The 23,177-nt window shown below is 69.4% G+C and carries 21 protein-coding genes and 2 pseudogenes; 8 read left to right on the top strand and 15 right to left on the bottom strand.

The annotated features are described in order from the left end of the window. Positions 1–90 precede the first annotated feature (90 nt). Positions 91–681 (top strand): QsdR family transcriptional regulator, encoded by a 591-nt coding sequence (locus ACRWNM_RS18355; protein ID WP_431969032.1) that lies wholly within the window; start codon positions 91–93, stop codon positions 679–681. A 186-nt stretch (positions 682–867) separates the two neighbouring features. Here the strand turns inward: ACRWNM_RS18355 and ACRWNM_RS18350 are convergent, their stop codons facing one another. The 7 genes from ACRWNM_RS18350 to ACRWNM_RS18320 all read right to left on the bottom strand — a co-directional run bounded on the left by ACRWNM_RS18350 (position 868) and on the right by ACRWNM_RS18320 (position 8,679). Beyond that, on the bottom strand, positions 868–1,809 hold the full coding sequence (locus tag ACRWNM_RS18350; RefSeq protein WP_431969030.1) for an alpha/beta hydrolase: 942 nt from the start codon (positions 1,807–1,809) through the stop codon (positions 868–870). A 126-nt stretch (positions 1,810–1,935) separates the two neighbouring features. Then, positions 1,936–3,270: a lipase family protein gene (locus tag ACRWNM_RS18345; RefSeq protein WP_431969028.1), complete on the bottom strand. Its 1,335-nt coding sequence runs from the start codon at positions 3,268–3,270 to the stop codon at positions 1,936–1,938. 180 nt (positions 3,271–3,450) lie between these two features. Beyond that, positions 3,451–4,086 carry a TetR/AcrR family transcriptional regulator gene (locus ACRWNM_RS18340; RefSeq protein WP_431969026.1) on the bottom strand — a complete coding sequence of 212 codons (636 nt, stop codon included), beginning with the start codon at positions 4,084–4,086 and terminating at the stop codon, positions 3,451–3,453. A 10-nt stretch (positions 4,087–4,096) separates the two neighbouring features. Continuing rightward, the gene (locus ACRWNM_RS18335) at positions 4,097–5,590 is read right to left on the bottom strand and encodes a flavin-containing monooxygenase (protein ID WP_431969024.1); all 1,494 of its coding nucleotides are present in this window, start codon (positions 5,588–5,590) and stop codon (positions 4,097–4,099) included. Continuing rightward, a complete protein-coding gene (locus ACRWNM_RS18330) occupies positions 5,587–6,444 on the bottom strand; it encodes an SDR family NAD(P)-dependent oxidoreductase (RefSeq protein ID WP_431969022.1) in 858 nt (285 codons plus the stop codon). Before ACRWNM_RS18330 ends, ACRWNM_RS18335 begins: the two co-directional genes overlap by 4 nt. Next, positions 6,428–7,336 carry an alpha/beta fold hydrolase gene (locus ACRWNM_RS18325; RefSeq protein WP_431969020.1) on the bottom strand — a complete coding sequence of 303 codons (909 nt, stop codon included), beginning with the start codon at positions 7,334–7,336 and terminating at the stop codon, positions 6,428–6,430. Before ACRWNM_RS18325 ends, ACRWNM_RS18330 begins: the two co-directional genes overlap by 17 nt. Then, positions 7,333–8,679, bottom strand: a complete 1,347-nt coding sequence (locus ACRWNM_RS18320; RefSeq protein ID WP_431969018.1) for a cytochrome P450 — start codon at positions 8,677–8,679, stop codon at positions 7,333–7,335. The genes ACRWNM_RS18325 and ACRWNM_RS18320 overlap by 4 nt, the downstream gene beginning before the upstream one ends. Before the next feature lie 169 nt (positions 8,680–8,848). Between ACRWNM_RS18320 and ACRWNM_RS18315 the strand changes: the two genes are divergently transcribed. From ACRWNM_RS18315 to ACRWNM_RS18305, 3 genes are all read left to right on the top strand, one after another. Beyond that, entirely contained in the window at positions 8,849–9,199 is a 351-nt protein-coding gene (locus ACRWNM_RS18315; protein WP_431969016.1) for a hypothetical protein, read from the top strand. A 268-nt stretch (positions 9,200–9,467) separates the two neighbouring features. Continuing rightward, positions 9,468–9,887 carry a YciI family protein gene (locus ACRWNM_RS18310; RefSeq protein ID WP_431969014.1) on the top strand — a complete coding sequence of 140 codons (420 nt, stop codon included), beginning with the start codon at positions 9,468–9,470 and terminating at the stop codon, positions 9,885–9,887. 15 nt (positions 9,888–9,902) lie between these two features. Further along, positions 9,903–11,180, top strand: coding sequence for an RNA polymerase sigma factor (locus tag ACRWNM_RS18305; RefSeq protein ID WP_431969012.1), 1,278 nt, complete (start codon positions 9,903–9,905; stop codon positions 11,178–11,180). A 30-nt stretch (positions 11,181–11,210) separates the two neighbouring features. Here ACRWNM_RS18305 and ACRWNM_RS18300 read toward each other — a convergent pair whose 3' ends face one another. After that, a complete protein-coding gene (locus ACRWNM_RS18300) occupies positions 11,211–12,506 on the bottom strand; it encodes an NtaA/DmoA family FMN-dependent monooxygenase (protein WP_431969010.1) in 1,296 nt (431 codons plus the stop codon). Between the two features lie 348 nt (positions 12,507–12,854). Here ACRWNM_RS18300 and ACRWNM_RS18295 point away from each other — a divergent pair, with 348 nt between their 5' ends. Then, positions 12,855–14,063: an AI-2E family transporter gene (locus ACRWNM_RS18295; protein ID WP_431969008.1), complete on the top strand. Its 1,209-nt coding sequence runs from the start codon at positions 12,855–12,857 to the stop codon at positions 14,061–14,063. A gap of 117 nt (positions 14,064–14,180) precedes the next feature. On the opposite strand, the gene ACRWNM_RS18290 is transcribed toward ACRWNM_RS18295, so the two are convergent. The 5 genes and pseudogenes from ACRWNM_RS18290 to ACRWNM_RS18270 all read right to left on the bottom strand — a co-directional run bounded on the left by ACRWNM_RS18290 (position 14,181) and on the right by ACRWNM_RS18270 (position 18,690). Continuing rightward, positions 14,181–15,125 (bottom strand): formylglycine-generating enzyme family protein, encoded by a 945-nt coding sequence (locus tag ACRWNM_RS18290; RefSeq protein WP_431969006.1) that lies wholly within the window; start codon positions 15,123–15,125, stop codon positions 14,181–14,183. A gap of 415 nt (positions 15,126–15,540) precedes the next feature. Next, positions 15,541–16,188: pseudogene (locus ACRWNM_RS18285) on the bottom strand (PLP-dependent transferase); the annotation flags it as partial. A 35-nt stretch (positions 16,189–16,223) separates the two neighbouring features. Then, a pseudogene (locus ACRWNM_RS18280) lies at positions 16,224–16,334 on the bottom strand (OsmC family protein); the annotation flags it as partial. 222 nt (positions 16,335–16,556) lie between these two features. Further along, on the bottom strand, positions 16,557–18,200 hold the full coding sequence (locus ACRWNM_RS18275) for an MDR family MFS transporter (RefSeq protein WP_431969004.1): 1,644 nt from the start codon (positions 18,198–18,200) through the stop codon (positions 16,557–16,559). Beyond that, the gene (locus ACRWNM_RS18270) at positions 18,193–18,690 is read right to left on the bottom strand and encodes a MarR family winged helix-turn-helix transcriptional regulator (protein WP_431969002.1); all 498 of its coding nucleotides are present in this window, start codon (positions 18,688–18,690) and stop codon (positions 18,193–18,195) included. The genes ACRWNM_RS18275 and ACRWNM_RS18270 overlap by 8 nt, the downstream gene beginning before the upstream one ends. Before the next feature lie 204 nt (positions 18,691–18,894). Here ACRWNM_RS18270 and ACRWNM_RS18265 point away from each other — a divergent pair, with 204 nt between their 5' ends. After that, a complete protein-coding gene (locus ACRWNM_RS18265; protein WP_431969110.1) occupies positions 18,895–19,653 on the top strand; it encodes a DUF1460 domain-containing protein in 759 nt (252 codons plus the stop codon). Between the two features lie 81 nt (positions 19,654–19,734). On the opposite strand, the gene ACRWNM_RS18260 is transcribed toward ACRWNM_RS18265, so the two are convergent. Next, positions 19,735–20,214: a nucleoside deaminase gene (locus tag ACRWNM_RS18260; protein WP_431969000.1), complete on the bottom strand. Its 480-nt coding sequence runs from the start codon at positions 20,212–20,214 to the stop codon at positions 19,735–19,737. A 305-nt stretch (positions 20,215–20,519) separates the two neighbouring features. Further along, positions 20,520–21,350: a helix-turn-helix transcriptional regulator gene (locus tag ACRWNM_RS18255; RefSeq protein ID WP_431968998.1), complete on the bottom strand. Its 831-nt coding sequence runs from the start codon at positions 21,348–21,350 to the stop codon at positions 20,520–20,522. Positions 21,351–21,504: 154 nt separating this feature from the next. Between ACRWNM_RS18255 and ACRWNM_RS18250 the strand changes: the two genes are divergently transcribed. Together ACRWNM_RS18250 and ACRWNM_RS18245 are read left to right on the top strand one after the other, a co-directional pair. Continuing rightward, positions 21,505–22,221, top strand: a complete 717-nt coding sequence (locus tag ACRWNM_RS18250; RefSeq protein ID WP_431968996.1) for an SDR family oxidoreductase — start codon at positions 21,505–21,507, stop codon at positions 22,219–22,221. An 85-nt stretch (positions 22,222–22,306) separates the two neighbouring features. Then, positions 22,307–23,176: an oxygenase MpaB family protein gene (locus ACRWNM_RS18245; RefSeq protein WP_431968994.1), complete on the top strand. Its 870-nt coding sequence runs from the start codon at positions 22,307–22,309 to the stop codon at positions 23,174–23,176. Position 23,177: the final 1 nt, after the last annotated feature.

The following is a 23,177-nucleotide window of genomic DNA, read 5'->3' as shown; positions in this document are numbered from 1 at the left end:
GCGCCTCGTGGCACCCCGGCTCACCCGAGGCGGACGCGGGTGGCATGCGGATTCCATCGCGCGGGTGCGATGCGCTTACGGTAGGGAGCTATGCCGGTGGGACGCGACGACATCATTCGGTACGCGGCAACCGAGATCGAGGAGGGCAAGCGACTCGATCTCGGTGTGCTCGCGGCCGAACTGCACATCTCGCGGGTGACGTTGTTCCGGCGCGTCGGCAACCGCGATCAGCTGTTGAGCGAGGCGCTGTGGTGGCTGAACGAGCGCAGCCTCGAATCCTCCATCGGCCGCTGGCGACACGTGAACGGCGACGCTGTGCGCAGCGAGAGCGGAGCGCTGCGCAGCATGTGGATCGTGACCGATCACTGCGCGCGGACCGGGCGCGACACCGGTTTTCAGAAGCTCCTCGACGACGAGCCGATCGCGGCCATCCGGGCGTTGACCGATCCGGAGGGCGCGGTGCAACCCCGGATGATCACCGCCATCACGGATTTGCTGAAGCACGACGTCCGCGAAGGTGGTCTGCGGCCCTCGGTGGATCTGGGCACGCTCGCGTTCGCGGTGGTCCGGCTCGGTGAATCCGTGTTGTACGCCGACCTTTTGGCGGGTCGGCAGTCGAACATCGCCAAGGCGTCGACCTTGGTCACCGCCCTGGTCGAAGGGGTGCTCCGTACGGAGTGAGTCGCCGCGTGGGGCCGCATGTTTCGCTGGAGTTCCGGGCTCGGCAACGGCCCCGGCGGGTCGTCAGGGCCGTTGTATTCCGTTGGCGGGTAATCATTTCCGAGTGCCAGATCCGAACATTCCAGGGTCACGACGCCGTGCGGCGGCGCGGCCCGGCATGACCCGGTCGCCCGGCGGCGGCGCGGGTCAGGCGCCTACCGAGGACAGCAGCATCGGCAGCGCGTTCTGCATCTGCGCCCGCCACGCGTCCCAGTTGTGGCCGTGGCCGGGGACGTATCGCTCGTCGACGGTGGCGCCGAGCTGTTGCAGCCGGTCGACGAAACGGTAATTCTGTTCGTAGACCGCCGATTCGACGGCGTCGTTCTTTCCGTAGGAGACGAACAGGGGCTTGCCGGTGAGCCGCGCGGCCTGGCTGTAGGGATTGTTCTGTTCCCAGATCGCGCGCTGGGCCGGGATGGTGTAGTCGCCCCAGACGCGCTTCCAGTCGGCGCCGCAGCCTTGGCCCGGCTTGTCCGGATCACCGGGGGCGCCGGAGGCGTGCAACGGGTCGACGTTGCCGCTGAAGGCGGCCGCGGAGCGGAACCAGCCCTGGTATTCGGCCGCGAACTTCATGGCCCCGAGCCCGCCCATGGAGTTGCCCGCCACGGCGCGCGTGGTGTTGGCCTTGTAGCCGGTCTCCAGGATGGTGCGCACGTCTTCGAGGAGGTACTTCTCCCAGGCGGGCGCGCCGAAGGAGCCGTTGTTGTACCAATCGGAATAGGCGCTGCACCAGCTGGTTTCGGGCAATACGAAGAGGGCGTCCTTACCCGCGGTGAGCGCTTCGAGATCGCCCTTGTCCGTCCAGGACTTGTGGTCGTCGAAGCCGCCGTGCAGCACCCACACCGTCGGCCAGGTGCGGTTCGCGTCCTTGGACCAGCCGGGCGGCAGCAGTAGGCGGACGACCTTGACCGACCAGTCGGGGCCTTCCAGGTTGGGTGAGGAGATGCCGATGTCGAGGATGCGGTCGCTCACCCGCGCCTCCCAGCGCACGATGCCCGCCGCCGTCGCGGTGGTGCTGGGGACGAAAGTGAGTGCGACACCGGCCAATACGGTGACGATCGCCAGGGCGATTCTGATCGGTCCGGACACGGGAGATCCTTTCGGTGCGAGCCGTCGCAGGGGAAGGTAGTCGACTACCGGTTCTGCGAATAGCAGTGTTCGTGAAACTGTGAACACTCACCAGACACGAATTCCTGTGGCGCTCAGGGGAGGACCTCAGCTACCGGGAAACCCTGGCGGCAGCGGTTGGAAGGCCGCGTTGAACCTCGGCCCCGGCGGCAGTCCCCGCAGGATCGCGTTGGTCCAGGCGACCGCCGGAATCCAGCCGGTCACCGCGTTGGTGATGTGCTCGGGCACCGGCACCGTGTAGAAGCGCAGATCCGCGCCGCGCTCCCAATAGGATTCGACGGTCGGCAACACGGTCGAGGGCGGGATCAGCTCGTCCCACATGCCGTGCCACCAGAGGATCGGCGTGTCGGGAATGTGCTTGCCGAGGCTGTTCTCGGCGAGCACGCGCAGGATCTCCGGCGAGGTCTCCAGCGATTTGCCCGGCTGGTAGTACTCGCTGACCGGCCGGTACACGCCGGTGAGCGCGGCGGTGTACACGCAGCGGTTCTGGAGATCGGCGACGATCGCCTGCCCCTCCGGGGTGAGCAGTTCGTCGACCCGGAACACCTCCGGGTACTCCTTGGCGAACGAGGCGAGGCCGAGCCACATCGTGAAACTGCTGGTTCCGGTCAACCCCGGCTGCCTGGCCGTGGCGTACCGGGCCAGCTCGATCAGGTTGCCCGGCGTCCCGCCGATCGTGGTGCCGAGCAACCGCACGTCGGGGGCGTAACCGGCGCGCAGCTCGGCGGCGCGCAGCGATCCGGAGCCGCCGCCGGAGTACCCGTACAGCGCGATGCCGGAATCGGCGAGTCCGAGCGCCGGGTCGTTCTTCAGCGCGCGCAGGCTGTCGAGGACCATCTTGCCCTCGTCGTAGGTGTTGAACGTGTTGAACTTGCCGTCGAAGTCGGGCACGTTCAGCGCGAAGCCCTGCGCGAGCCAGAACTGGGCCAGCGCGGCCTCTTTCATCGTTCCGACCTGCAACGTGTAGGAGGGATTGCACGCCGAATCGCTGGCATCGATCGCCTCCTGGAACGACAGCACCGGGCGCGGGCTGCCCTGCCAGGGAATGCCGGGGACGAGCACGCTCGTCGCGGTGACGATCGCGTTGTCGTGGACGTCGTTGGTGCGGAACAGGATCTGCTTGGTGTAGACCGGAAAAGGAATGCCGAGCAGCCGGGTCTGCACCTCCCTGGTGCGCACGATCTGGCCCGGCTGGTAGTCGGCCAGGTCCGGCGGATCGTTGTACCACGGGTCGCGGTCCGGCGGCAGAATCGGCAGCAGGTCGTACAACTGCGGTTCCGACGGCAGTCGCGGCAATTGATTCTGATCCGGCGGAAACGCGGGCGGAAACACTGGTTCCGCCGCGACGACACCCGCGCCGAGCGTCGTCAAGCACACCGACGAATACACCGCGACCAACTGCCGCAGCAGGCTCTTCCTCATCGAAGCGTCCGTTCGTTCGACCGGCCGTCTGGGTCACGGCCGCCATCGACGACCATTCCACGCGAGATATCGGCGGCTGCCTACCGCCAGACCGACAGCTCTGCTGCCGTGGCACTTGTGCATGTGCACAGAGGCGCAGCACACGCCGTGGAGGTGGACGGCGTCGAGCGGCGGCAGGTGCTAGTCGCGGCCCTCGGGTTCGTAGCGCGGGCCCAGCAGTGCGATGGCGGTCTCCACGGCCACCTCGGCGATATCGGCGATGTCTTCGCCGTCCTCCACGGTGGAGGCGATGAGCTCGCGGAAGCCGCCGTACAGGATGGTGGCCGTCTTCCGCGTCGCGGGATGGACACCACCCGCCCCGAATTCCGGTGTCGCGGTGAGGTTCTGGATCAACGCGATGAACGCGTCGGCGGCGTCGCGGTGCAGTTGCCGCGCGTTCTCGCCGAGCGCGGGGGTGTCGCGAATCCAGGCGAGGGTGATCGTCCGGTCGGTCTTCGACGCGCTCAGCCACGCCTCGATGGCCTGGCGGACCTGTGTCCGCCACGGCGCCTCCGGATCGACGGCGTCGTAGATCTGCCGGATGGTCTGGTTGTTCCGCTCGGTCAGCAGCGCGATGAAGCAGTCCTGCTTGCTGGCGAAGTGCTCGTAGAAGGTCCGCCGCGAGGTGCGCGCGGCCCGGACCACGTCGGCCACCGTGGCGTCGCGGTAGCCGCGCTCGCGCACCGCGTCCGCCATCGCGTCGAGCAGCCTGCGCCGGAATCCGGATTCCGGCGCATGCTCGGCGGCGGTCGTGGGGACGGGCTCGGCACGGGTCACATCGACCAGGTTAGTGACCAGCGGGTCCCGCCAGCATCTCGGAGTCGACGCTGCGCGGCGTCGCTCGCCCGAACCGGATGGTGCCGTCCGCGATCCGGCCGTGACGCAGGGTGAGCACGTCCTGGGCGTAGTTCATGCCGAGCCGCCACGGCGCCCGCGATCCCGCCTTCGGGAACCGGTCCAGCGAACGCAGGACGTAGCCGGCCTGGAAATCCAGCAGCGGTCTGGCGTCCATCGCCGGGTCGGGCACGGGCACGCAGTGGTCATACCCGTGCATGTCCATGTGCCGCAACAGCCGGCAGACGTACTCGGCGACGAGATCGGCCTTCAACGTCCACGACGCGTTCGTGTAGCCGATGGTGAACGCGAAATTCGGCACTCCGCCGAGCATCATGCCCTTGTAGGCCATGGTCTGCGGCAGCGGAATCTCCCGCCCGTCGACGGTGAGGCGAATGCCGCCGAGGGCGAGCAATTGCAGACCCGTCGCGGTCACCACGACGTCGGCCTCGATTTCCGTGCCGGAGGCCAGCAGCACCCCGCGCTCGGTGAACCGGTCGACCCGGTCGGTGACGATCGACGCGCTGCCGTCGCCGATCGCCTGGAACAGGTCGGCATCGGGCACCAGGCACAGCCGCTGATCCCAGGGACCGTAGGTCGGGTTGAAGTGGACGTCCACCTCGTAGCCCTCGGGCAGCTGTTTGACGGTCTGCGTGCGAATGAATTTGCGCATCATCGCGGGCCGCCGCTGGCTGAGCTGATAGATGAGCGTGCCGATGACCACGTTCTTCCACCGGGTGATCGTGTAGGCGCGCCGGTTACCGAGCAGCGTACGCAGCCGGGTCGCCACCGTGTCCACAGTAGGGACGGACATGATGTAGGTGGGGGAGCGCTGCAACATCGTCACGTGGGCAGCGGTACGCGCCATGGCGGGGACCAGTGTCACCGCCGTGGCGCCGCTGCCGATCACGACGACGCGCTTGCCTTCGTGATCGAGATCGTCAGGCCAGTGCTGCGGGTGAACGACCCGGCCGCGGAAGTCCTCGATACCGTCGAACTCGGGGGTGTAGCCGCGGTCGTAGCGGTAGTAGCCGCCGCAGACGTACAGGTACGAGCACGTCATGGTGATCGAGGCGCCGTCGTGTTCGACGGTGAGCGTCCAGCGCGCCGTCCCGCTGTCCCAGGACGCGTCGACGACCTTGTGCCCGAAGCGGATTCGCCGGTCGATGCGCGCTTCCGTCGCCGTCGCGCGCACGTAGTCGAGAATCGCCGGGCCGTCGGCGATGGCCTTGGCGTCGGTCCACGGCCGGAATCGGTAGCCGAGGGTGTGCATATCCGAATCCGAGCGCACGCCCGGATAGCGGAACAGGTCCCAGGTGCCGCCGATCGCCTCGCGCGCCTCGAGTACGAGATACGTGCGGCCGGGGAACGCGGTCTGCAGGTGGTGCGCCGCGCCGATGCCGGACAGGCCCGCACCGACGATCACCACGTCGAGATGGTGGTTCATGTCCGCGCCTGCTTCCGTCCCCTGGCGCGCAGCGTTCGTTCCAGCAGCGCGATCACCGCGAAATAGTGGGTGGGCGTCACCCGCGCCAGCGCGTCGAAGAGGTAAGCGTCCGGGCCGACGAGGATCCGAGCCTTGCCCTGTTCGACACCGTGCCGGATGATGTCGGCCGCCTTCTCGGGCGAGGTCAGCGTGACCGCTTCGAACTCGGCCGCCATCTGCTCTTTGCTGCGCCCGCGCCCCTCGGGATCCTTGCGCATCCTGGCGTTTCGCGCGATGTTCGTGGTGATGCCGCCCGGATGCACTGTCACCGCCGACACCCCGGTGCCCCGAAGTTCCTGGCGCAGTGCGTCGGTGAAGCCGCGGACCGCGAATTTCGCCGCGCAGTAGGCGCTTTGGTTCGGCATCCCGACCAATCCGAAGACGCTCGACGTATTGACGATCACGCCGCTGTCCTGCTCGACGAGCAGCGGCAGGAAGGCGCGCGTGCCGTTGACCACGCCGTCGAAGTTGATCCGGCGCAACCATTCGTCGTCCTCGGCGTCCGCGTCGAGCACCGACGAGGACACCGCGACGCCCGCGTTGTTGAACACCGCGGCCAAGGGCGCGGTGAGCCACTCCCTGACCTCGTCGGCGAAGGCCCGCTGATCGGCCGCGTCACTGACGTCGAGCACGCGGGTGAGGACGGGGCCGGGCAGCGACGCGGCGGTCTCCTTCAGTCCCGCCGCGTCGATGTCGGCGATGGCGACCGGGGACCCGCGGTGCGAGAGATGGTGGGCGAGTGCGCGTCCGATGCCGGAGGCGGCGCCGGTGATCATCGCCGGATGGCCGGACAGTGGCCTAGCGTTTCGGGGCATCGGTGCTCCTGGTGGCTGCGGTGCGGATGTGGTCGTCGATGAGGTCGGCGAGCGCCGGCCAGACGCCCTCCGGCAGGTCGTGGCCCATGCCGGTGAGCGTGTGCAGGCGGGCGCCCGCGATGGCACGCGCGGTGACCGCGCCGCCGGTCGGCGCCACCATGCGGTCGCGATCGCCGTGCAGCACCAGCGTCGGCGCGGTCACCGCGCCCAGTTCGCGAGTTCGGTCGCCGGACGCCAGGATTCCCGCGAGCTGGCGGGCGACTCCGGCCGCCGGTCGCGGATCGCGATCCCATGCGAGCGCCGCCGCCGCGCGCACCGCGGCCTCGTCGAACGGATAGCCCGCGGACCCGATGTGCCGGAACATGCGGACGGCGGCGTCCACGTGCTCGTCGCGGGTGCGCGCCGGTTTGCCGAACATCCGCCGCCACGTCGAAAGCGCCGGGCGGCCGACGCGCGGGGCACCCGTCGTGGACATGATGGAGGTCAGCGAGGCTACCCGCTCGGGATAGCGTGCGGCGACGGTCTGCGCGATCATGCCGCCCATCGACACCCCGACCAGGTGCACAGCATCCATGTCGAGCGCGTCGAGCAGGCCGACGGTGTCGGCGGCCATGTCGCCCAGTCGGTACTGCGCGGGATGCCACCGCCTGCGCAGGAAGCCGAGCGGACTCGGTGGCGGAAACGTGCAGTGGGTGGACTCGCCGACGTCGCGGTTGTCGAAGCGGAGCACCGAATGCCCGCGTTCGACGAGCAGACGGCACAGACCGTCCGGCCAGGAGTGCATCTGCTGGCCGAGTCCGGCGATCAGGACCACCGGTGTGCCGTCCGGATCGCCGAGACGCTGATAGGTGAGGCGGATGTCGCGCCCGACGTCGAGGAGGCCCTCGGTCATGCCGTCACCTCGGCGGCCCGCGCGTCGGTGGAAACGGAAGGGCGCGGCGTTCGCCTGCGCACGACCGCGCGGCCCTTCTTGGCGGGAACCAGTGCCACGCCGCGGAAGTGCGTGCGCTCGTCCGGCGCGTCGGTCGTCTCCAGCGTGAAATCCCTGAGCAGCGTGCGCAGCACGACGTTCATCTCCATCGTGGCGAAGGCCGCGCCGATGCAGCGGCGCGAACCGCCGCCGAACGGGATCCAGGTGAAGGTGCCGGGCCGCACCCCGACGAACCGGTCCGGGTCGAAGGTGCGCGCCCTCGGGAAGAGCTCCTCGTTGTCGTGCATCAGGCGGATGCTCACCAGCACTCGCTGGCCCTTCGGGAGCGTCCAGCGCCCCAACGACATCGTCTCCGCGCGCACCTGACGCCCGGTCGCGTCGACCACGGGACGAACGCGCTGCACCTCGAGCAGGGTCGCCTCGCGCAGCTCCGACCCGCCCGCGTCGACCTCGGCGACCAAGCGCCGCAACACGTCCGGATGCCTGCGCAACCGCTCCACGGTCCAGGCCAGCGTGGTCGCGGTGGTCTCGTGCCCGGCGGTGAGCAGGGTGAGCAGTTCGTCGGCGATCTCGCTGTGGGTCATCGCGGAGCCGTCGTCGTAGCGGGCCTGCAGCATCATCGACAGCACGTCGTCGCGGTCGCCGAGAGCGGGGTCGGCGGCGGCGCGGGCGATGAGTCGCCCGACGATCTCGTCGTAGCTCTTGCGGTGCGCGACGAAGCGGGACCACGGGCCATAACGGCCGAGGAATCCGCGCGGCACTGGCACGGCGGCCAGCGCGGAGGCGACGAGGACAAGCCGGGGCAGCAGGGCGCGCAGTTCGTCGAACTCCCGGCCCTCGGCGCCGAAGACCGCGCGCAGGATCACGTTCAGGGTGATCCGCATCATCGAGTCCATCGTCGCGAACTCGACACCCGACGGCCAGGTCGCCAGCTCGCGTTCGGTTTCCTCCTCGACGAGCGATTCGTACACCGCGAGCCGCCTGCCGTGGAAGGGCGGGGTGAGCAGCTTGCGCTGTTTGCGATGTTCGGCTCCGCGCAACGCGAACAGCGAACCGGGACCGAGGAATTGGCCGAGGTTGACCTCGAAGTTGTCCGCGACGTCGCTGCTCGCGGTGAACAGCGCTTTGACCTCGGCGGGGTCGGAGATCACGACGGTCCGGCCGAATCGTGGTGCGTGGACCGTGAACGCGGACCCGTATTTTCGGTGCCAGTGTCGCCAGGCGCGGGTCCGGCCCGCGAGGATCGCGACGTTCTGGACGAACGGCGGCGTGGATGGTCCTTCGGGCAGTTGCACTGTGCTCATGCGCCATCTCCCAGCGTGGTACTTCGGCGTACCACCCGCACGGTACGCTCATGTACCACGTGTGGCAAGGGTCACATCGATTCGTCGAGGTGGCGCTGACCGAGGGCGGAGTCCCGGACGGCGCGTCGTTGACGAACAGGACGGTCTTCGCTGGGCACCATTGCTTGCTATGGGTGATCCGAGCTCGGAGCTGACTTACGTGGTCGAGATCTCGCTGCCGGGCCGGTTGGACGAGCAGTGGTGGCGGATCAGCAACACCGGCACGCCCGCGCAGACGGCGGCGGCGCTGTCCGAGCTGGCGACGCGGATCTACCGTGACCTGCTCGGGCCGGGCGCGGGCGGCCTGCACCGCGGCCGATGCTGGTACCACTGCCTGGTGTGCGGGCCCGACGGCGCGGTGCTGGACGAGGTGGAGGGGCTCGTGCAGGCGTTCCTGCTGTCAGGCGAGTTGCGGACGGTGTCGGCGACGATCACCTGGCGGGCGCGGCGCCTTGGCGCGGGGCGCTGGAAGGCCGACTGAGGCGCCGGACATCGTTGTCGCGATCACCACCCGAATCCGCGAACCGGGGTGGGCGCCGCACCCGGCGGTGCGGCGTCGGTGACCCAGCCCGCGACCACGCGCGGCTGACCGACGACGGCCAACCGCCCCGCATCCGCGGACACACCGTCATATGCTGCCCCGCGATCGCGGAAAAAACTTCGGCGCGGGTGTCGATCCGCCGCGATCCCCGTTCGACCTATGGGCGAGAGGGTCCGAGCGGGACCCGCACAGCACAGGGAGACAGACCATGAAGTACATGCTGATCATGCGCGCCACCGACGAGGCCTGGGCGGGTATGGCCGACGTCGATTTCGAGAAGATGCTCGAGACCATCGGCAGGTTCAACGACGAGATGATCCGGGCCGGTGTGCTGCTGGCCGCGGAGGGCCTCGACGACGCCGCCGAGGGTGTGGTCGTCGACCACTCCTCCGAGACGCCTGTCGTCACCGACGGCCCGTACGGCGAGACCAAGGAGCTGTTCGGCGGGTTCTACATCCTCAACGTGGCCTCGAAGGAAGAGGCCATCGAGTGGGCCAAGCGGGCGCCGTTGACCGGCCCCGGGCTCAAGACCGAGATCCGCAGGGTCACGACGATCGACGAGTTCCCGCAGGACAACGAGTGGATCCAGAAGGAGCGGGCGTGGCGCGAAGCCACCGGACAGCTCTGAGCGGGCCCTCCGGCGATGGCCGACCACACCGGCCGTGAGGCCGTCGCCGCCGTCTGGCGGATCGAGTCCGCGCGGATCGTCGGCGCGCTCGCGCGCTACACCGGCGACTTCGCGCTGGCCGAGGACCTGGCCCAGGAGGCGCTGGCCGAGGCGCTGGTGACCTGGCCGCGCGAGGGCGTGCCGCGCAATCCCGCCGGATGGTTGCTCACCGTCGGCAAGCGCCGCGCGATCGACGCGTTCCGCAGGCGCTCCGCCCTCGACGAGCGGTACGCCGCGCTCGCCCACGAGCTGGGCGAGGGCGGCGCCGCCTCCGGGGGCGCGCCCGCCGAGCCGGCCGAGGACGTGCTCTGGGACCCGGACCAGATCGACGACGACGTGCTCGCGTTGATGTTCATCTCCTGCCACCCGGTGCTCTCGCGGGAAGCGCGGATCGCGCTCACCCTGCGGGTGGTCGGCGGTCTCACCAGCGACGAGATCGCCAAGGCGTTCCTCGTGCCGACCGCCACCGTGCAGGCCAGGATCACCAGGGCGAAGAAGACCCTGGCGGCGGCCAGGGTGCCGTTCGCGGCGCCCTCGCCCGAGGAGCGGCGCGCCCGGCTCGGGTCGGTGCTGAACGTGGTCTACGTGATCTTCACCGAAGGGTCGACGGCCAGCTCCGGCAGCGATCTGATCCGGCTCGATCTGGCGAGCGAGGCGCAGCGCCTCGCGCGGGTGCTCACCCGCCTGGTGCCGGACGAAACCGAGGCCAACGGCCTGCTCGCGCTGCTCGAGCTGACCGCGGCGCGCTTCCCGGCCCGCACCGCGCCCGACGGCACGCCGGTCCTGCTCGAGCAGCAGGACCGCCGCCGGTGGGACCGCGCGGCGATTCGGCGTGGCCGCGCCGCACTCGCCGCCGCGGAGCGGCTCGGTCGTGGCCTCGGCGCCTACGGCTTGCAGGCGGCGATCGCCGAATGCCATGCCGTCGCGGCATCGGTCGAGGAGACGAACTGGGAGCGCGTCGTGCTGCTCTACGAGGCGCTCGGCAGGCTCGCGCCCTCCCCGGTGATCGACCTCAACCGGGCGGTCGCGGTCTCCATGGCGCACGGGCCCGCAGCGGCGCTGCCGATCGTGGACGATCTGGTAGCCGCTGGGGCGCTGTCGAATTCGCACCTGCTGCCGAGCGTGCGCGGCGAGCTGCTCACCCGGCTCGGTCGCACGGCGGAGGCGCGCACCGAGCTGGAACTCGCCGTGCGGCTGTGCGCCAACGAACGCGAAAGATCGGTGCTGACAGGCAAACTCGCCGTCCTTGGCTGACGCGCCGACACGGAGCGGATGCGGCGGCATTCACTCCGGCAGCGGCGGCAGCTCCAGATTCGCGCGGAAGGTGTCGCCGACGTAGTCGGCGCCGACGATGCCGCGGCGGCGGAGTTCGGGGAGCAGACCGTTGCGGAGGAAGTCGCTGGTGCGCGGGTTGTCCAAGCCGCCGAGGGCGATGACGTCCAGTACGCCCGCGTCGTAGCGTTCCTCGATGGCGTCGGCGAGCTGTTCCGGTGTGCCCGCCGCGGCCCAGTGCCCGGTGTCCTTCGCCGCGATGATCAACTCCCGCAGCGTCTTTCCCGACCTGGCGAAATTGCTGAAGATCTCGACCCGGCCGCGGCGGCGGTGCACCGCGTGCACATCGGGCAGCAGGTGTTCGGGGATCGGTTCGTCCAGCGGCAGCTCGGACAGGTCGACGGCGCCGCCGAGCATGTCGGCCAGCGCGAGGCGCCCGGCGTCGAAGTCGGTGGCCTCCGCACGTTCCCGTACCGCGGCGCGCACCTCGGCCTCGGTGGCGCCGTAGGTGGCGTGGAAGGAGCTCATGATGAACGGAAGCCCTTCGGCGCGACCGAGTTCGGCGGCGCGGGTGCGGATGCGCTTGGTGTAGGTGATGGCGTCGGCCAAGGTGGGCAGCGAGGTGAACACCACCTCGGCGAAGCGGGCGCCGAGCTCGATGCCGCCTTCGGACTGACCGGCCTGGAACTGCACCGGCCGCCGCTGCGGCAGCGGCGGGATGTTCAGCGGGCCGCGCACCGTGAAGTACGGTCCGGCGTGGTCGATCGGACGCACCAGTTCCTGGCGCAGCACCGCGCCGCCGCGGCCGTCGGGGGTCAGCGCGCCCGGCGCCCAGCTGTCGAACAGCGCGTTGACCACCGTCAGGGATTCAGCCGCTCGCGCGTACCGTTCCTCGGGGCTCGGCAGCTCCTGGTCGCCGTAGTTCTCCTCACCCACCGAGGAGGTCACCGCGTTCCACGCGGCGCGACCGTTGCTCACGTGGTCGAGGGTGCCGAACAGACGGGCCAGGTTGTACGGGTGGTGGAAGGTTGTCGTCACCGTCGCGATGAGCCCGACATGCGAGGTCACCGCGGCCAGCGCCGAGACGAAGATCAGCGGCTCCTGCGCGCCGATCGCGCCCTGCGAGCCGAAGCTCAGCAGGTCCGCCGCGAACAGCGCGTCGAACTTCTCGGCCTCCGCGATCTTCGCGATCTCCACCGCGGACGCCAGCGTGGACCGTCGCGGATCCACCGCCGCCCCGTACACGTCCGGTGAGCCACTGACCCCCGTGACGATCTTCAAAGGCCGCCGTCGCCCACCCACACTCATGCCTGCACCTCGCTGGCGCTCGGCTCCGGCATGCGCGAGGCGCGCTGGCACACGATTCGCTCACTCCGTTCGCTCATGCGGCCGACGCTAGTGGGCCGCACCGAGCCGGACACCGGTTCCGATCACCGAGAGCCGAATCGCGGCGACCATCGGGACGAGCAGGGCAAGGTCGCCGATCTCACCCGCAACGGGTGAGGCGCCATCGGCGCGGCGGACCTAGCGTCGGCGTACCCGCGCGAATCGAGCAGCGAAGGAGCAGGTCATGGCCGCAATCCCGCTCGGGGCGAGCACCGCGTTCGCCACCTCGCGCCCAGCCTTCGCGGACTGACCGGACCAGGGCGGAAGACGATGCGAACGCCGCGGCGACGGCCGACGGAGGCGCGTGCCGTGCGGCCACCGGCCGCCACCGCGGGGATCTGGGCCATTCCGCGCGGTCTCGTCGTGCTGCTCGCCGCGGCGAGCGCGGTGGTCGCCGTCGGCGGGATCAAGGCGTTCGCGGGCATTCTCGGGCCGGTGTTCCTCGCCCTGATGCTGACCATGGCCGTCCAACCCCTCCAGACGTGGGCGCAGCGGCGCGGGCTGCGGCCGTGGGTCGGCATGGTCGTCGCCCTCGTCGCGGTCGTGTCGATTCTGATCGGGCTCATCGGCGCGGTGGTGGTGTCGGCCGCGCAGTTGGCCACCGAGTTGCCCAACTACAGCGACCGAGCCGACGAATTGGTGGACCGGCTGCGCGATGCGCTGGCCGGCGCCGGGGTGAGCCCCGAAGAGATTCAGAACATGCTGAATTCGCTCGACATCGGCAAGGTCGTCGGCGTGCTGGAATCGGCGCTGCGCGGGCTGCTCGGCGTCTTCTCGAATCTGTTCTTCGTGTTCGCGCTGCTGGTGTTCATGGCGTTCGACGGCATGGTGATCGACAAGAAGATGACGTTCGTCGAGCGCACCAGGCCCGAAATCGCGTATGCCCTTTCCGCTTTCGCGCTCGGCACGCGCAAGTACCTGCTCGTGTCGACGGTGTTCGGCCTCATCGTCGCGGTGCTCGACGGCGCCGCGCTGTGGTTGCTCGGCGTGCCGCTGCCGCTGCTGTGGGCGCTGCTGTCGTTCATCACGAACTACATCCCGAACATCGGATTCATCATCGGACTGATACCGCCCGCGCTGCTCGCCCTGCTGGACGGCGGGGTCGGGCTGATGCTCTGGGTCATCGTGGTCTACTGCGTCATCAATTTCGTCATCCAGTCGGTGATACAGCCGAAGTTCGTCGGTGACGCCGTGGGTTTGAGCGTCACGGTGACCTTCCTGTCGCTGGCGTTCTGGTCCTGGGCGCTCGGCCCGCTCGGCGCGCTGCTGGCGATCCCGCTCACGCTGCTGGTCAAGGGCGCCCTGTTCGACATCGACCCCACCACGCGCTGGGCCAATGTGCTGATCGCCGAAAGAGCGCCGGACACCGGGGAAGCGGAAGTCTCCGAGGATTCGAAGGGCAGCGAGGATTCGAAGGGCAGCGAGGATTCGAAGGGCACCGAGACGCCCGGCAAAGACACCGAGACGCCCTCGACCTGAGCCGCCGTCTCACCCGCGACGTATGACGAACACCGAGTGTCCTCGCTCTACCGTGTCCCGGATTGGCGCGGTACTCGGAGATCTGCCCCTGCTGGCGGTCTCGATTGTGGCAGCTGTTCAGCGGTCCTGCGCGACGCGGAATCCGAGGTTGCCCGTCGAGGAGACCGGTTCGCTGCCCTGCCGCGCGGAGACGCGATACCGGCGGCAGTAGGAGCGATGGCAGAGATAGGAGCCGCCGCGCATGACCCGGCCTGCTCCCGTCGCGGGGCCGGTGGGATCGCGGTCGGGGCTGTGCCGGTAGTAGTCGCGGGCGTACCAGTCGGCGCACCACTCCCACACGTTGCCGGTGACATTGTGCAGGCCGAAGTCGTTGGGCGCGAAGGCATCGATCGCGACGGTGCCGAGGTGCGCGCCGGGGTCCGTGCGCGGGAACCGGCCGCGGAAGACGTTCATCCGAGGCTGCCCGTCCGGTTCGAGGTCCGGCCCCCAGGGAAAGGAGTCGGCCGATCCGGCCCGCGCGGCGTACTCCCATTCGGCTTCCGTCGGCAGCCGCGTGCCCGACCAGGCGCAGTAGGCCTGGGCGTCGTTCCAGGAGACGTGCACCACCGGATGGTCGAGGACGTCGTCGATGCGCGATCCCGGACCCGAGGGGTGGCGCCAATCGGCGCCTTCCACCTGCCGCCACCACGGTGCGCCCACCACGCTCCTGGTCGGCGGCGCGTCGTCGGGGAGCAGACCGGCGAAGACGAACGACCACCCGTACCGCTCGGCGTCGGTGCGGTGACCGGTCGCGTCGACGAAGGCGGCGAAGGCGGCGTTGCTGACGGTGTACCGGTCGATGGCGAACGAACCGACGGTCACCTGGTGGCGGGGACCTTCTCCGTCGCCCGGATAGGCCCATGCGCTCTCGTCGCCCATGAGGAATTCTCCGCCGGGCAAGAGGATCAGCGTGGCGGGAGCGTCGCCCTCGGACTCGGTCTCGGTCGGCGCGCCGGGAAGGACCGTTCGTCGAGCGTTCGGCGCGCAGCATCCCCCGGGCTCGTCGTGATGGCGGTGTTCCATGGCCGTCCTCTCCGCTATCGCCTCGGCCACCGAGGGTCGGTCTCGGAGGCCGGACGCCGGAACGCATGGTCCGAACCGATCGGAATCGAGTGAATTCCGGTCGAAACAGCAACGACCCCAGGATAGTAGCCCGAGGTGTGCTGAGTGGGCCGAAATGCGGCGCGTTCGGGACGTTCCCGATGTTGCCGCCCGGACGGGATCTCACCCGCGACGGATGAGGCGAGCGGGCACGCGGCAGTGATCGAATCGCGAGGGCGACAGCGGTCCCGCGACGCCGACGAGCATCACGACAGGGGTTCCCGCATGAGCGAACGGAGTGAGCGAGTCATGTGTCAGCGCGCTTCGCGCGTCGTCCGGATCGGCGGCGAGGATCCTCCGTCGCCGGGGCGGCGGAGGATCCTCGAATCGAGCGTGGTCAGACGGCGGCGAAACCGGTGCGCAGGTCGGCGAGGATGTCGTCGATGCCCTCGATGCCGACGGCGAGCCGGACCAGACCAGGCGTGACGCCCGCGGCGAGCTGCTCGTCGGGGGTGAGCTGGGAGTGGGTCGTCGAGGCCGGGTGGATCACCAGCGAGCGCACGTCGCCGATGTTGGCGACATGACTGTGCAGGGTGAGGGCCTCGACGAAACGCTTGCCCGCGTCCACTCCGCCTGCCAGCTCGAAACCGATCACCGCGCCCGCGCCCTTGGGAGCGAGCGCCTGGCCCCGGTCGTACCACGGCGAGGAGGGCAGTCCCGCGTACGACACGGAGGTGACCTCGGGCCGCGCCACCAGGAATTCCGCCACCGCCTGGGCGTTGCGCACATGGCGTTCCACGCGCAGGCTCAGCGTCTCGAGGCCCTGGCTGATGAGGAAGGCGTTGAACGGCGAGATGGCCGCGCCGAGATCGCGCAGCAGCTGCACCCGGGCCTTGAGCGTGTAGGCGGGAGCGCCGAGATCGGCGTACCGGACGCCGTGGTAGCTGGGGTCGGGTTCGGTGAAGCCGGGGAACCGCCCGCCGGTCCAGTCGAACGTGCCGCCGTCGACGATCACGCCGCCGATGGCCGTGCCGTGCCCGCCGACCAGTGCGAAAGGCCCGCGTGCGGGCGCGGGGAAGGTCAGGCGGTGATCAGCGTGGTCTCGACCGGCGTCGCCGCGGTCGAGAGATCGAGGACCGGGCAGTGCGCGTCCACGGCCCGTTGCAGTTCGGCGTAGCGCTCGGCGGTCTCCGTGATGTCGTTCAACGACGTGCTCACATTCGCTGTCACGGCTACCGACCGTAGGAATCGGCTCGCGTCGTGGCGATAATTACATTCCCTGTGAGCTGAAAGGTAGCTGCCGATCCATCGGCGCACTTGCACACGTTGTCGGCGAGTTGCTTTGCGACACGGCCACTTTCCCGTACCGGCGAGCGGGGCGACCCCCGTTCGGAGTCGCCCCGCTCTGGTCGCTCAGCTCTGTAGTACCCGCACCTTGTCGTCGTCACGGCTGCTTGTCGATGCGCCGACCGGGGGAGTGTCCTCGGCCTGCGCGCGCATCGGGTCGAGCGCCGGATCGATGTCGATCGTGTTGCGCAGCGGGCGATTCGGCAGCAGCGCGGTGGCGATCAGCGCGACGACCGTGGCCAGCGCGGCGATGAGGAAGATGCGGCCGGTCGCGTCGCCGTAGGCGGTGCGCACGATGGTCGCGACGGGTCCGGGCAGCGCGTCGAGATTCAGGTTGCCGCTGCCGGAGGAGCGGGTCTGGATGCCGAGCTTGGCGAACCCCTCGGTGGACAGTTCGGTCACCCGGGTGGCCAGCACCGAGCCGAGCACCGAAACGCCGATCGCGCCGCCGAAGGTGCGGAAGAAGGCGACGCTGCTGGAGGCGGCGCCGATGTTGTGCACGCTCACGGTGTTCTGTACGGCGAGAACGAGATTCTGCATCATCATGCCGACGCCGAGACCCACGACGACGGTGTACGCGCCGACCAGCCACAGGTTCGTCGCGTGATCGATAGTCGACAGCAGCGCGAACCCGACCACGAGCAGCGCGCCGCCCGCGACCACGAACCGCTTCCACTTGCCGAAGCGGGTGATCAGCTGACCTGAGCCGACCGAGGCGATGAGCATGCCGACGACCAGCGGGATGCTCAGCACGCCCGCGGCGGTCGGCGAATAGCCGCGCGCGGTCTGGAAGTACTGGCCGAGGAACGTGGTGGCGCCGAACATGCCGACGCCGACCGCGATCGAGGCGAGGATCGCCAGTCCGGTGGTGCGTTCGGTGATGATCGGCAGCGGGATGATCGGTGACTTGGCGCGGGACTCCACCCACACGGTCGCGATCAGCAGCAGCACGCCGCCGCCGACGTACAGGGCCGACTCCCGCGAGATCCACTCGTAGTAGCCCGCCTTCCCGGCGAACGACACCCAGATCAGCAGCACCGAGACCCCTGCGGTGAGCAGCGCGGCGCCGAGCCAGTCGATCGACACGCCCGGCTTCCGTTCGGTGGGCAGCCGCAGCGTCCGGTGCAGCAGCATCAGCGCGATCACCGCCAGCGGCACGCAGACGAAGAAGCACCAGCGCCAGCCGAGCGGGCTGTCGACGATGACGCCGCCGAGGATCGGGCCGCCCGACATCGATACCGCCATCACCGCGCCCATGTAGCCGGAGTACCGGCCGCGTTCGCGCGGCGCCACGATGCTGCCGATGATCGCGACCGCCAGCGCGGTCAGCCCGCCCATGCCGATGCCCTGGATCACCCGGGCGACCAGCAGCAGGGCCACCGTGTGCGCGAATCCGGCGATGATCGAGCCGATCACGAAGATGACGATCGCCGTCTGGACCAGCAGCTTCTTGTTGAACAGGTCGGCGAACTTGCCCCAGATCGGGGTGGACGCGGCGTTGGCGAGCAGGGCCGTCGTGATGACCCACGCGTACGCCGTCTGTGATCCCTCGAGATCGCCGATGATGGTGGGCAGCGCGGTCGCGACGATGGTGGTGCTCAACAGGGCGGTGAACAGCGCGGCCAGCAGGCCGGTCATCGCCTCGAGGACTTCGCGATGGCTCATCGCGGTCGGGTCGCGCCGCACGGGCGTCTCGACTGAACTAGACATCTACTCCCTGACTCTCTGTCGAAACCGGCTGGGGTTCCGTCGTTCCCGCGCGCTGCGCGTGCGCGGCGAGCGAATTCCTGAGCTTGCGGACCGACTCGCAGGCGAGCTCGGCGTCGTCCTCGCTCCAGTCGGCGAGGACGGTCTGCAGGCCGCGCGCCCGCGACGCCCGGACGCGGCCGAGCAGGTCCCGGCCCGCGTCGGTGACCTGGATGAGGGTGGCCCGGCCGTCGCTGGGGTCGGCGTGGCGGCTGATGTAGCCGGCGCCGACCAGTTCGGTGACGTGCCTGCTCAGCGCCGAGGCGCTGATGCACAGATCCACCGCCAGGTCGACCTGGCGGCAGGGGCCCTTGGTTTCCAAGGTCCCCAGCACGCCGACGCCGCCGGGCAGTAGCTGGCCTTCTTCCGGATGGAGAAGGGTGATCCGGATCGCCCTGCCGATCAGGTAGAGCTCCTTGATCAGGCTTTGTGCCGTATCGGGTGATACCGCCATGTCCGCTCCCCGCAGGAGATAATTTGCTTGCAGTCAGCAACTATATTTCACTTGCTTGAGCTAAGCAACTAAATCCTGTGGATGGACGACTTCGGGCCGACGGGGCGGCGGGCTACGGTGGGTTCTTGCACCGGTCCACTCTCGGGAGGCGTTTTGCGCACCATCGCCCGCGTACTGCTCGTCCTGCTGGCCCTGGCGTGCGGCATGGTGCCTGCGCTGCCCGCGGCGGTGGGAGCGCCGAACGCCGCGAGCTTCGACGACGCCACCGCGCGAAAGATCGATGAGCTGCTGGCACTGCGCGCCACCGCGCCCACCGCCGCCAAGGGGGAGTTGCTCGCGCTGCTGTCGAGCCGGTTTCTGGGCACGCCGTACGGGGCGAACATGCTGGTCGGCTCCGCGACCCAACCCGAGCAATTGGTCGTCGATCTGCGGCGGGTGGACTGCTTCACCTTCCTCGACTACGTGGAAGCGCTGAGCAGGTCCGCCGACCGCGACCAGTTCGTGGCGAACCTGATCGAGACGCGCTACGCGGGCGGACGCGTCGACTTCCTCCAGCGCAAACACTTCTTCAGCGACTGGTCGCACACGCCGCGAATCGCCGCGACCGATATCACCGCGACGCTGAGCCCCGCGGCGGTGACGGTCGGCAAGCGGCTCAACGCGAAAGCCGATGGGGGAACGTATCTCCCCGGGTTGCCCGTGGTCGGCCGCGACATCACCTACATCCCGAGCGCCGCGGTCGACGGGAACGTCATCGGGCAGCTCCGCACCGGCGACTACATCGGCGCCTACACCGACCAGCCCGGACTGGACGTCACCCACGTCGGCATCTTCGTGATGACGTCCGACGGACCGATCTTCCGCAACGCGTCCTCCCTCGCGGCGAACAACCAGGTGGTCGATTCGCCGTTGGCCGACTATGTGCGATCGACACCCGGGATCGTGGTGCTGCGGCCGCAATAACGCGCCGGGCGAGCGGGACCGGCCAAGAGTGCTGTTGGATGCCGCGGGGCGCGGCGAACTTGCCGGTGCGGGCCGGGCTGATCAGTCGTGGGGCCTCCGGTGGAGTCGGTGGAGTTCACGCAGCGCGCCGGCCAGCTGGGGGGCGGGCCCCGACGTGGGGATGCCCGGCGCGACCACGTTGATAGATAAGGCCCGGACCGGGGCGGGCGGGATGCCCATCTCGTCGAGCCATTCGGTCAGCTGCGCCGCCGAGCTGGCGTAGACGATGCGACCGAGACCGGCCCAGGCGTGCGCGGCCGAACACATCGGGCAGTGCTCGCCGGAGGTGTAGACGGTCGTGGTCGCGCGTTCGGCGGGTGCGAGGTGGGCGATGGCCCAGTGCACCAATTCGAGTTCCGGATGCCGGGTCGGATCACCGCCGCCTTCGCCGTTCTTCGCCTCCGCGAGCACCCGGCCGTCGCCGACGAGCAGCGAGCCGAACGGCGCGTTGCCATCGTCGAGCGCCTCCCGGGCCAGGTCCACGCACCGTCGCAGGTACACGAGATCAGCATCATCGACCATGCTCCGAGCGTATGCTTCGGCGGCTCTGCGAGCGTCGCATGTCGTCGTTTCGGCGGCCTGGGCGGCGCATCCAGGGGGAGGGGAGTCGCCTAACGGCTTGCGGAACAGCCCGAGCATCGCGTGTAGAAGTTCTTCCCATGCTCGTCGGCGACCGCGGGGTCTCTGAGGTCGTACGAGAACATCGGCCAATCGGTGCCGAATCCTTGCCACGCTCTCGTTCAGCAGATGCGTGACCGACGTGGAAAAAATTGCACTATGAAGATATGCGCATCGACGCATTGAGCTCTCCGCCGCCGAAGGCCGAATCAGTGCGACGGACGTGGAGTGGCGGCGAGGGAGCCGAGCAACGCTAGCGCCTCGGCGCTCGATGAGTTCGGCTCGGCGTGGTAGACGACCAGTTCCTGTCCGGGACTGGATCGTACGTCGAAGGTCTGCATGGTCAATTCCACGAGCCCCACGTCGCGGTGGTCGAAACGCTTGCGCTCCAACGATTTTCCGCGCGCATCGTGACGGGCCCAGAGTTCGGCGAACTCGGGACTCGTGTCGAGCAGGTCGGCGAGTACTCGGCGGACGCGCGGATCGTGCGGCGCCGCACCGTGTCCGAGGCGGAATCCGGCGACGACGTTGCGGGCCACGTCGGGCCAGTCGCGATAGAAGGTCCGCGCGGCCGGATCGGTGAACACGATGCGCAGCAGGTTGCGGGGGTGGCGCCAGCCGGAGAACAGCGCGTCGGCGATGGCATTGGCGGCCAGGACGTCGTAGGCGCGGTTGTAGACGACCGCCGGATTGTTCGGCCAAGCGGCGACCAGCTCGAGCAGGCGCGGGTCGACGCGGTCGTCGGTCGCCGCGTGCGCGCGCGGGCCGAGGCCCGCGAGCCGGAACAGGTGCCCGCGCGCGTCCTCGTCGAGGTCGAGTGCGGCGGCGAGCGCGTCGACGACCTGGGCCGACGGCCTGCGCTCCCGCCCCTGTTCGAGGCGGGTGTAGTAGTCCGCGCTCACCCCGGCGAGCAGCGCCACCTCCTCGCGGCGCAAGCCGGGCACGCGACGGTGTCGGCCCGCCATCGGCAGCCGGACCCGCGACGGCGCGATCTGTTCGCGGCGGGCGCGCAGGAACGCGCCGAGCTCGGTATCTGCCATGGTCGCATCGTAGGGCGGCGACCCGCCGAGAGCCTGGGTGCGCTGCTCCCAGGAACGTTTCGCTCTTCCAGCGGCGGCCACGGGCTTCGAGAGTGGACACCGCGCCGACCGCCCGGCCGGCGCGGCGTCTCGCCGAATATCCAAGGGAGAGAACATGACAGACTCCGTCGCCCTCGTCACCGGCGCGAGCAGCGGCATCGGCCGTGCCATCGCGCGGCGGCTCGCCGCCGACGGCATGCGCGTCGTCGCGGCCGCGCGACGCATCGACCGGCTCCACGAGCTCGCCGAGGAGAGCGGGGGAGCGATCGAGCCGTGCGCCCTCGACGTCACCGATCGGGATGCCGTCCGCCGCGCCGTCGACGACCTCGTCGCCCGGCACGGCCGGCTCGATGTGTTCGTCGCCAACGCGGGGGTGATGCCGCTGTCGCGGCTGGACGCCGGTCTGGTCGGCGAATGGGACCGGATGATCGACGTCAACATCCGCGGTCTGCTGTACGGCATCGCGGCCGCGCTTCCGCATTTCCACGCCACAGGCAGCGGCCACCTGGTGACGATCGCGTCGATCGGTGCGCACGCCGTCAGCCCCACCGCGGCCGTGTACTGCGGAACCAAGTACGCGGCGTGGGCCATCACCGAGGGGCTGCGGCTGGAATCGCCGCCCGGCATCCGGGTCACCACGATCTCGCCCGGCGTGGTCCACAGCGAACTGGCCGAGACTATCAGCGACCCGCACGCGCGGACAGTGATGGCCGAGTACCGGCGGAACGCGATCGCGCCCGAATCGATCGCCGACGCCGTCGCCTATGCGGTGGGTCAAGCGCCGGATGTGGACGTCAACGAGATCGTCGTCCGGCCGGTGCGGCAGCGCTGAGGTGCGGCGCCCGCTGACGAGCGGCCTTGCTCGCGACGTGTGCGACAGATAACGTAATTCTGTCGCACACTGAAAGGGGTCAACGATGACCGCACGCGCCCACCGGATCGACGACACGAATGCCGACATCGCGCCCGAGCTGGGTCCCGGCTCTCTGACCTGGCGTTACGCGGGGGATCTTCGCCTTTTTCTGGTCACCGCGCCCTACGGCATGCTGCAACTCATGCACCCGGCGGTGGGCGCGGGCGTGGCGGACCATTCCGACTTCTTCGTCGATCCGTGGGACCGCGTGTTTCGCTCGATTCCCGAAATCGTCGGCACCGTCTACGACTCACCCCGGTCCGGTACCGCGGCGCGGGTGCGCGACTACCACCGCGACATCGGGGGAGTCGATCACCACGGGAAGCGCTACCACGCACTGAATCCGGAGGTCTACTTCTGGACCCACGCCACCATCCTGCAGGGTGTGATCACCATCGCCGAGGTCTACGACGGCGGGCTGACCGACGCGCAGCGCGAGACCTTCTATCAGGAAGGCAAGACCTGGTACCGCCGCTACGGGCTCAGCGAGCGGCCCATGCCCGCCGACTACGCCGCGTTCACCCGCTACTTCGACGACATGTGCGAGAACGTGCTCGAGGCAACGGAATCCGCGCGGTGGCTGGCCGGGCAGCTCGGTGTCACCAGCGGGCTGCGGCTGCCGTATCTGCCCGGGCCGATCGAGGCGGTGGTGCGTCCGGTGATCATGTCCGAATACCGGGTGATCACCACCGCGTTGCTGCCCGAATCCGCGCGGGATCGGCTCGGGCTGCGCTATTCGGCCGTCGACCGCGCCCGGTTCCGCGCCGCGGTCACGCTGATCCGCAACGCGTGGCCGTTGCTGCCCGAACCGCTGCGCTACCATCCCCGTGCCCGCCAAGGCATGCGCGAGCATGCCGCACTCAGTCAGGGATGAA

Source organism: Nocardia sp. bgisy134 (genome assembly GCF_965341865.1).
GTDB lineage: Bacteria > Actinomycetota > Actinomycetes > Mycobacteriales > Mycobacteriaceae > Nocardia.
This window is presented reverse-complemented; position numbering and strand designations above follow the sequence as displayed.

What these genes read in the sequence shown, in the direction of transcription:
- ACRWNM_RS18315 (WP_431969016.1), top strand. Translation starts at nt 8,849, where the DNA reads ATGGGTGATCCGAGCTCGGAGCTGACTTACGTGGTCGAGATCTCGCTG.
- ACRWNM_RS18300 (WP_431969010.1), bottom strand. Translation starts at nt 12,506, where the DNA reads ATGAGTGTGGGTGGGCGACGGCGGCCTTTGAAGATCGTCACGGGGGTC.
- ACRWNM_RS18305 (WP_431969012.1), top strand. Translation starts at nt 9,903, where the DNA reads ATGGCCGACCACACCGGCCGTGAGGCCGTCGCCGCCGTCTGGCGGATC.
- ACRWNM_RS18345 (WP_431969028.1), bottom strand. Translation starts at nt 3,270, where the DNA reads ATGAGGAAGAGCCTGCTGCGGCAGTTGGTCGCGGTGTATTCGTCGGTG.
- ACRWNM_RS18250 (WP_431968996.1), top strand. Translation starts at nt 21,505, where the DNA reads ATGACAGACTCCGTCGCCCTCGTCACCGGCGCGAGCAGCGGCATCGGC.
- ACRWNM_RS18355 (WP_431969032.1), top strand. Translation starts at nt 91, where the DNA reads ATGCCGGTGGGACGCGACGACATCATTCGGTACGCGGCAACCGAGATC.
- ACRWNM_RS18245 (WP_431968994.1), top strand. Translation starts at nt 22,307, where the DNA reads ATGACCGCACGCGCCCACCGGATCGACGACACGAATGCCGACATCGCG.
- ACRWNM_RS18325 (WP_431969020.1), bottom strand. Translation starts at nt 7,336, where the DNA reads ATGACCGAGGGCCTCCTCGACGTCGGGCGCGACATCCGCCTCACCTAT.
- ACRWNM_RS18255 (WP_431968998.1), bottom strand. Translation starts at nt 21,350, where the DNA reads ATGGCAGATACCGAGCTCGGCGCGTTCCTGCGCGCCCGCCGCGAACAG.
- ACRWNM_RS18260 (WP_431969000.1), bottom strand. Translation starts at nt 20,214, where the DNA reads ATGGTCGATGATGCTGATCTCGTGTACCTGCGACGGTGCGTGGACCTG.
- ACRWNM_RS18310 (WP_431969014.1), top strand. Translation starts at nt 9,468, where the DNA reads ATGAAGTACATGCTGATCATGCGCGCCACCGACGAGGCCTGGGCGGGT.
- ACRWNM_RS18335 (WP_431969024.1), bottom strand. Translation starts at nt 5,590, where the DNA reads ATGAACCACCATCTCGACGTGGTGATCGTCGGTGCGGGCCTGTCCGGC.
- ACRWNM_RS18290 (WP_431969006.1), bottom strand. Translation starts at nt 15,125, where the DNA reads ATGGAACACCGCCATCACGACGAGCCCGGGGGATGCTGCGCGCCGAAC.
- ACRWNM_RS18295 (WP_431969008.1), top strand. Translation starts at nt 12,855, where the DNA reads ATGCGAACGCCGCGGCGACGGCCGACGGAGGCGCGTGCCGTGCGGCCA.
- ACRWNM_RS18270 (WP_431969002.1), bottom strand. Translation starts at nt 18,690, where the DNA reads ATGGCGGTATCACCCGATACGGCACAAAGCCTGATCAAGGAGCTCTAC.
- ACRWNM_RS18265 (WP_431969110.1), top strand. Translation starts at nt 18,895, where the DNA reads ATGGTGCCTGCGCTGCCCGCGGCGGTGGGAGCGCCGAACGCCGCGAGC.
- ACRWNM_RS18275 (WP_431969004.1), bottom strand. Translation starts at nt 18,200, where the DNA reads ATGTCTAGTTCAGTCGAGACGCCCGTGCGGCGCGACCCGACCGCGATG.
- ACRWNM_RS18330 (WP_431969022.1), bottom strand. Translation starts at nt 6,444, where the DNA reads ATGCCCCGAAACGCTAGGCCACTGTCCGGCCATCCGGCGATGATCACC.
- ACRWNM_RS18320 (WP_431969018.1), bottom strand. Translation starts at nt 8,679, where the DNA reads ATGAGCACAGTGCAACTGCCCGAAGGACCATCCACGCCGCCGTTCGTC.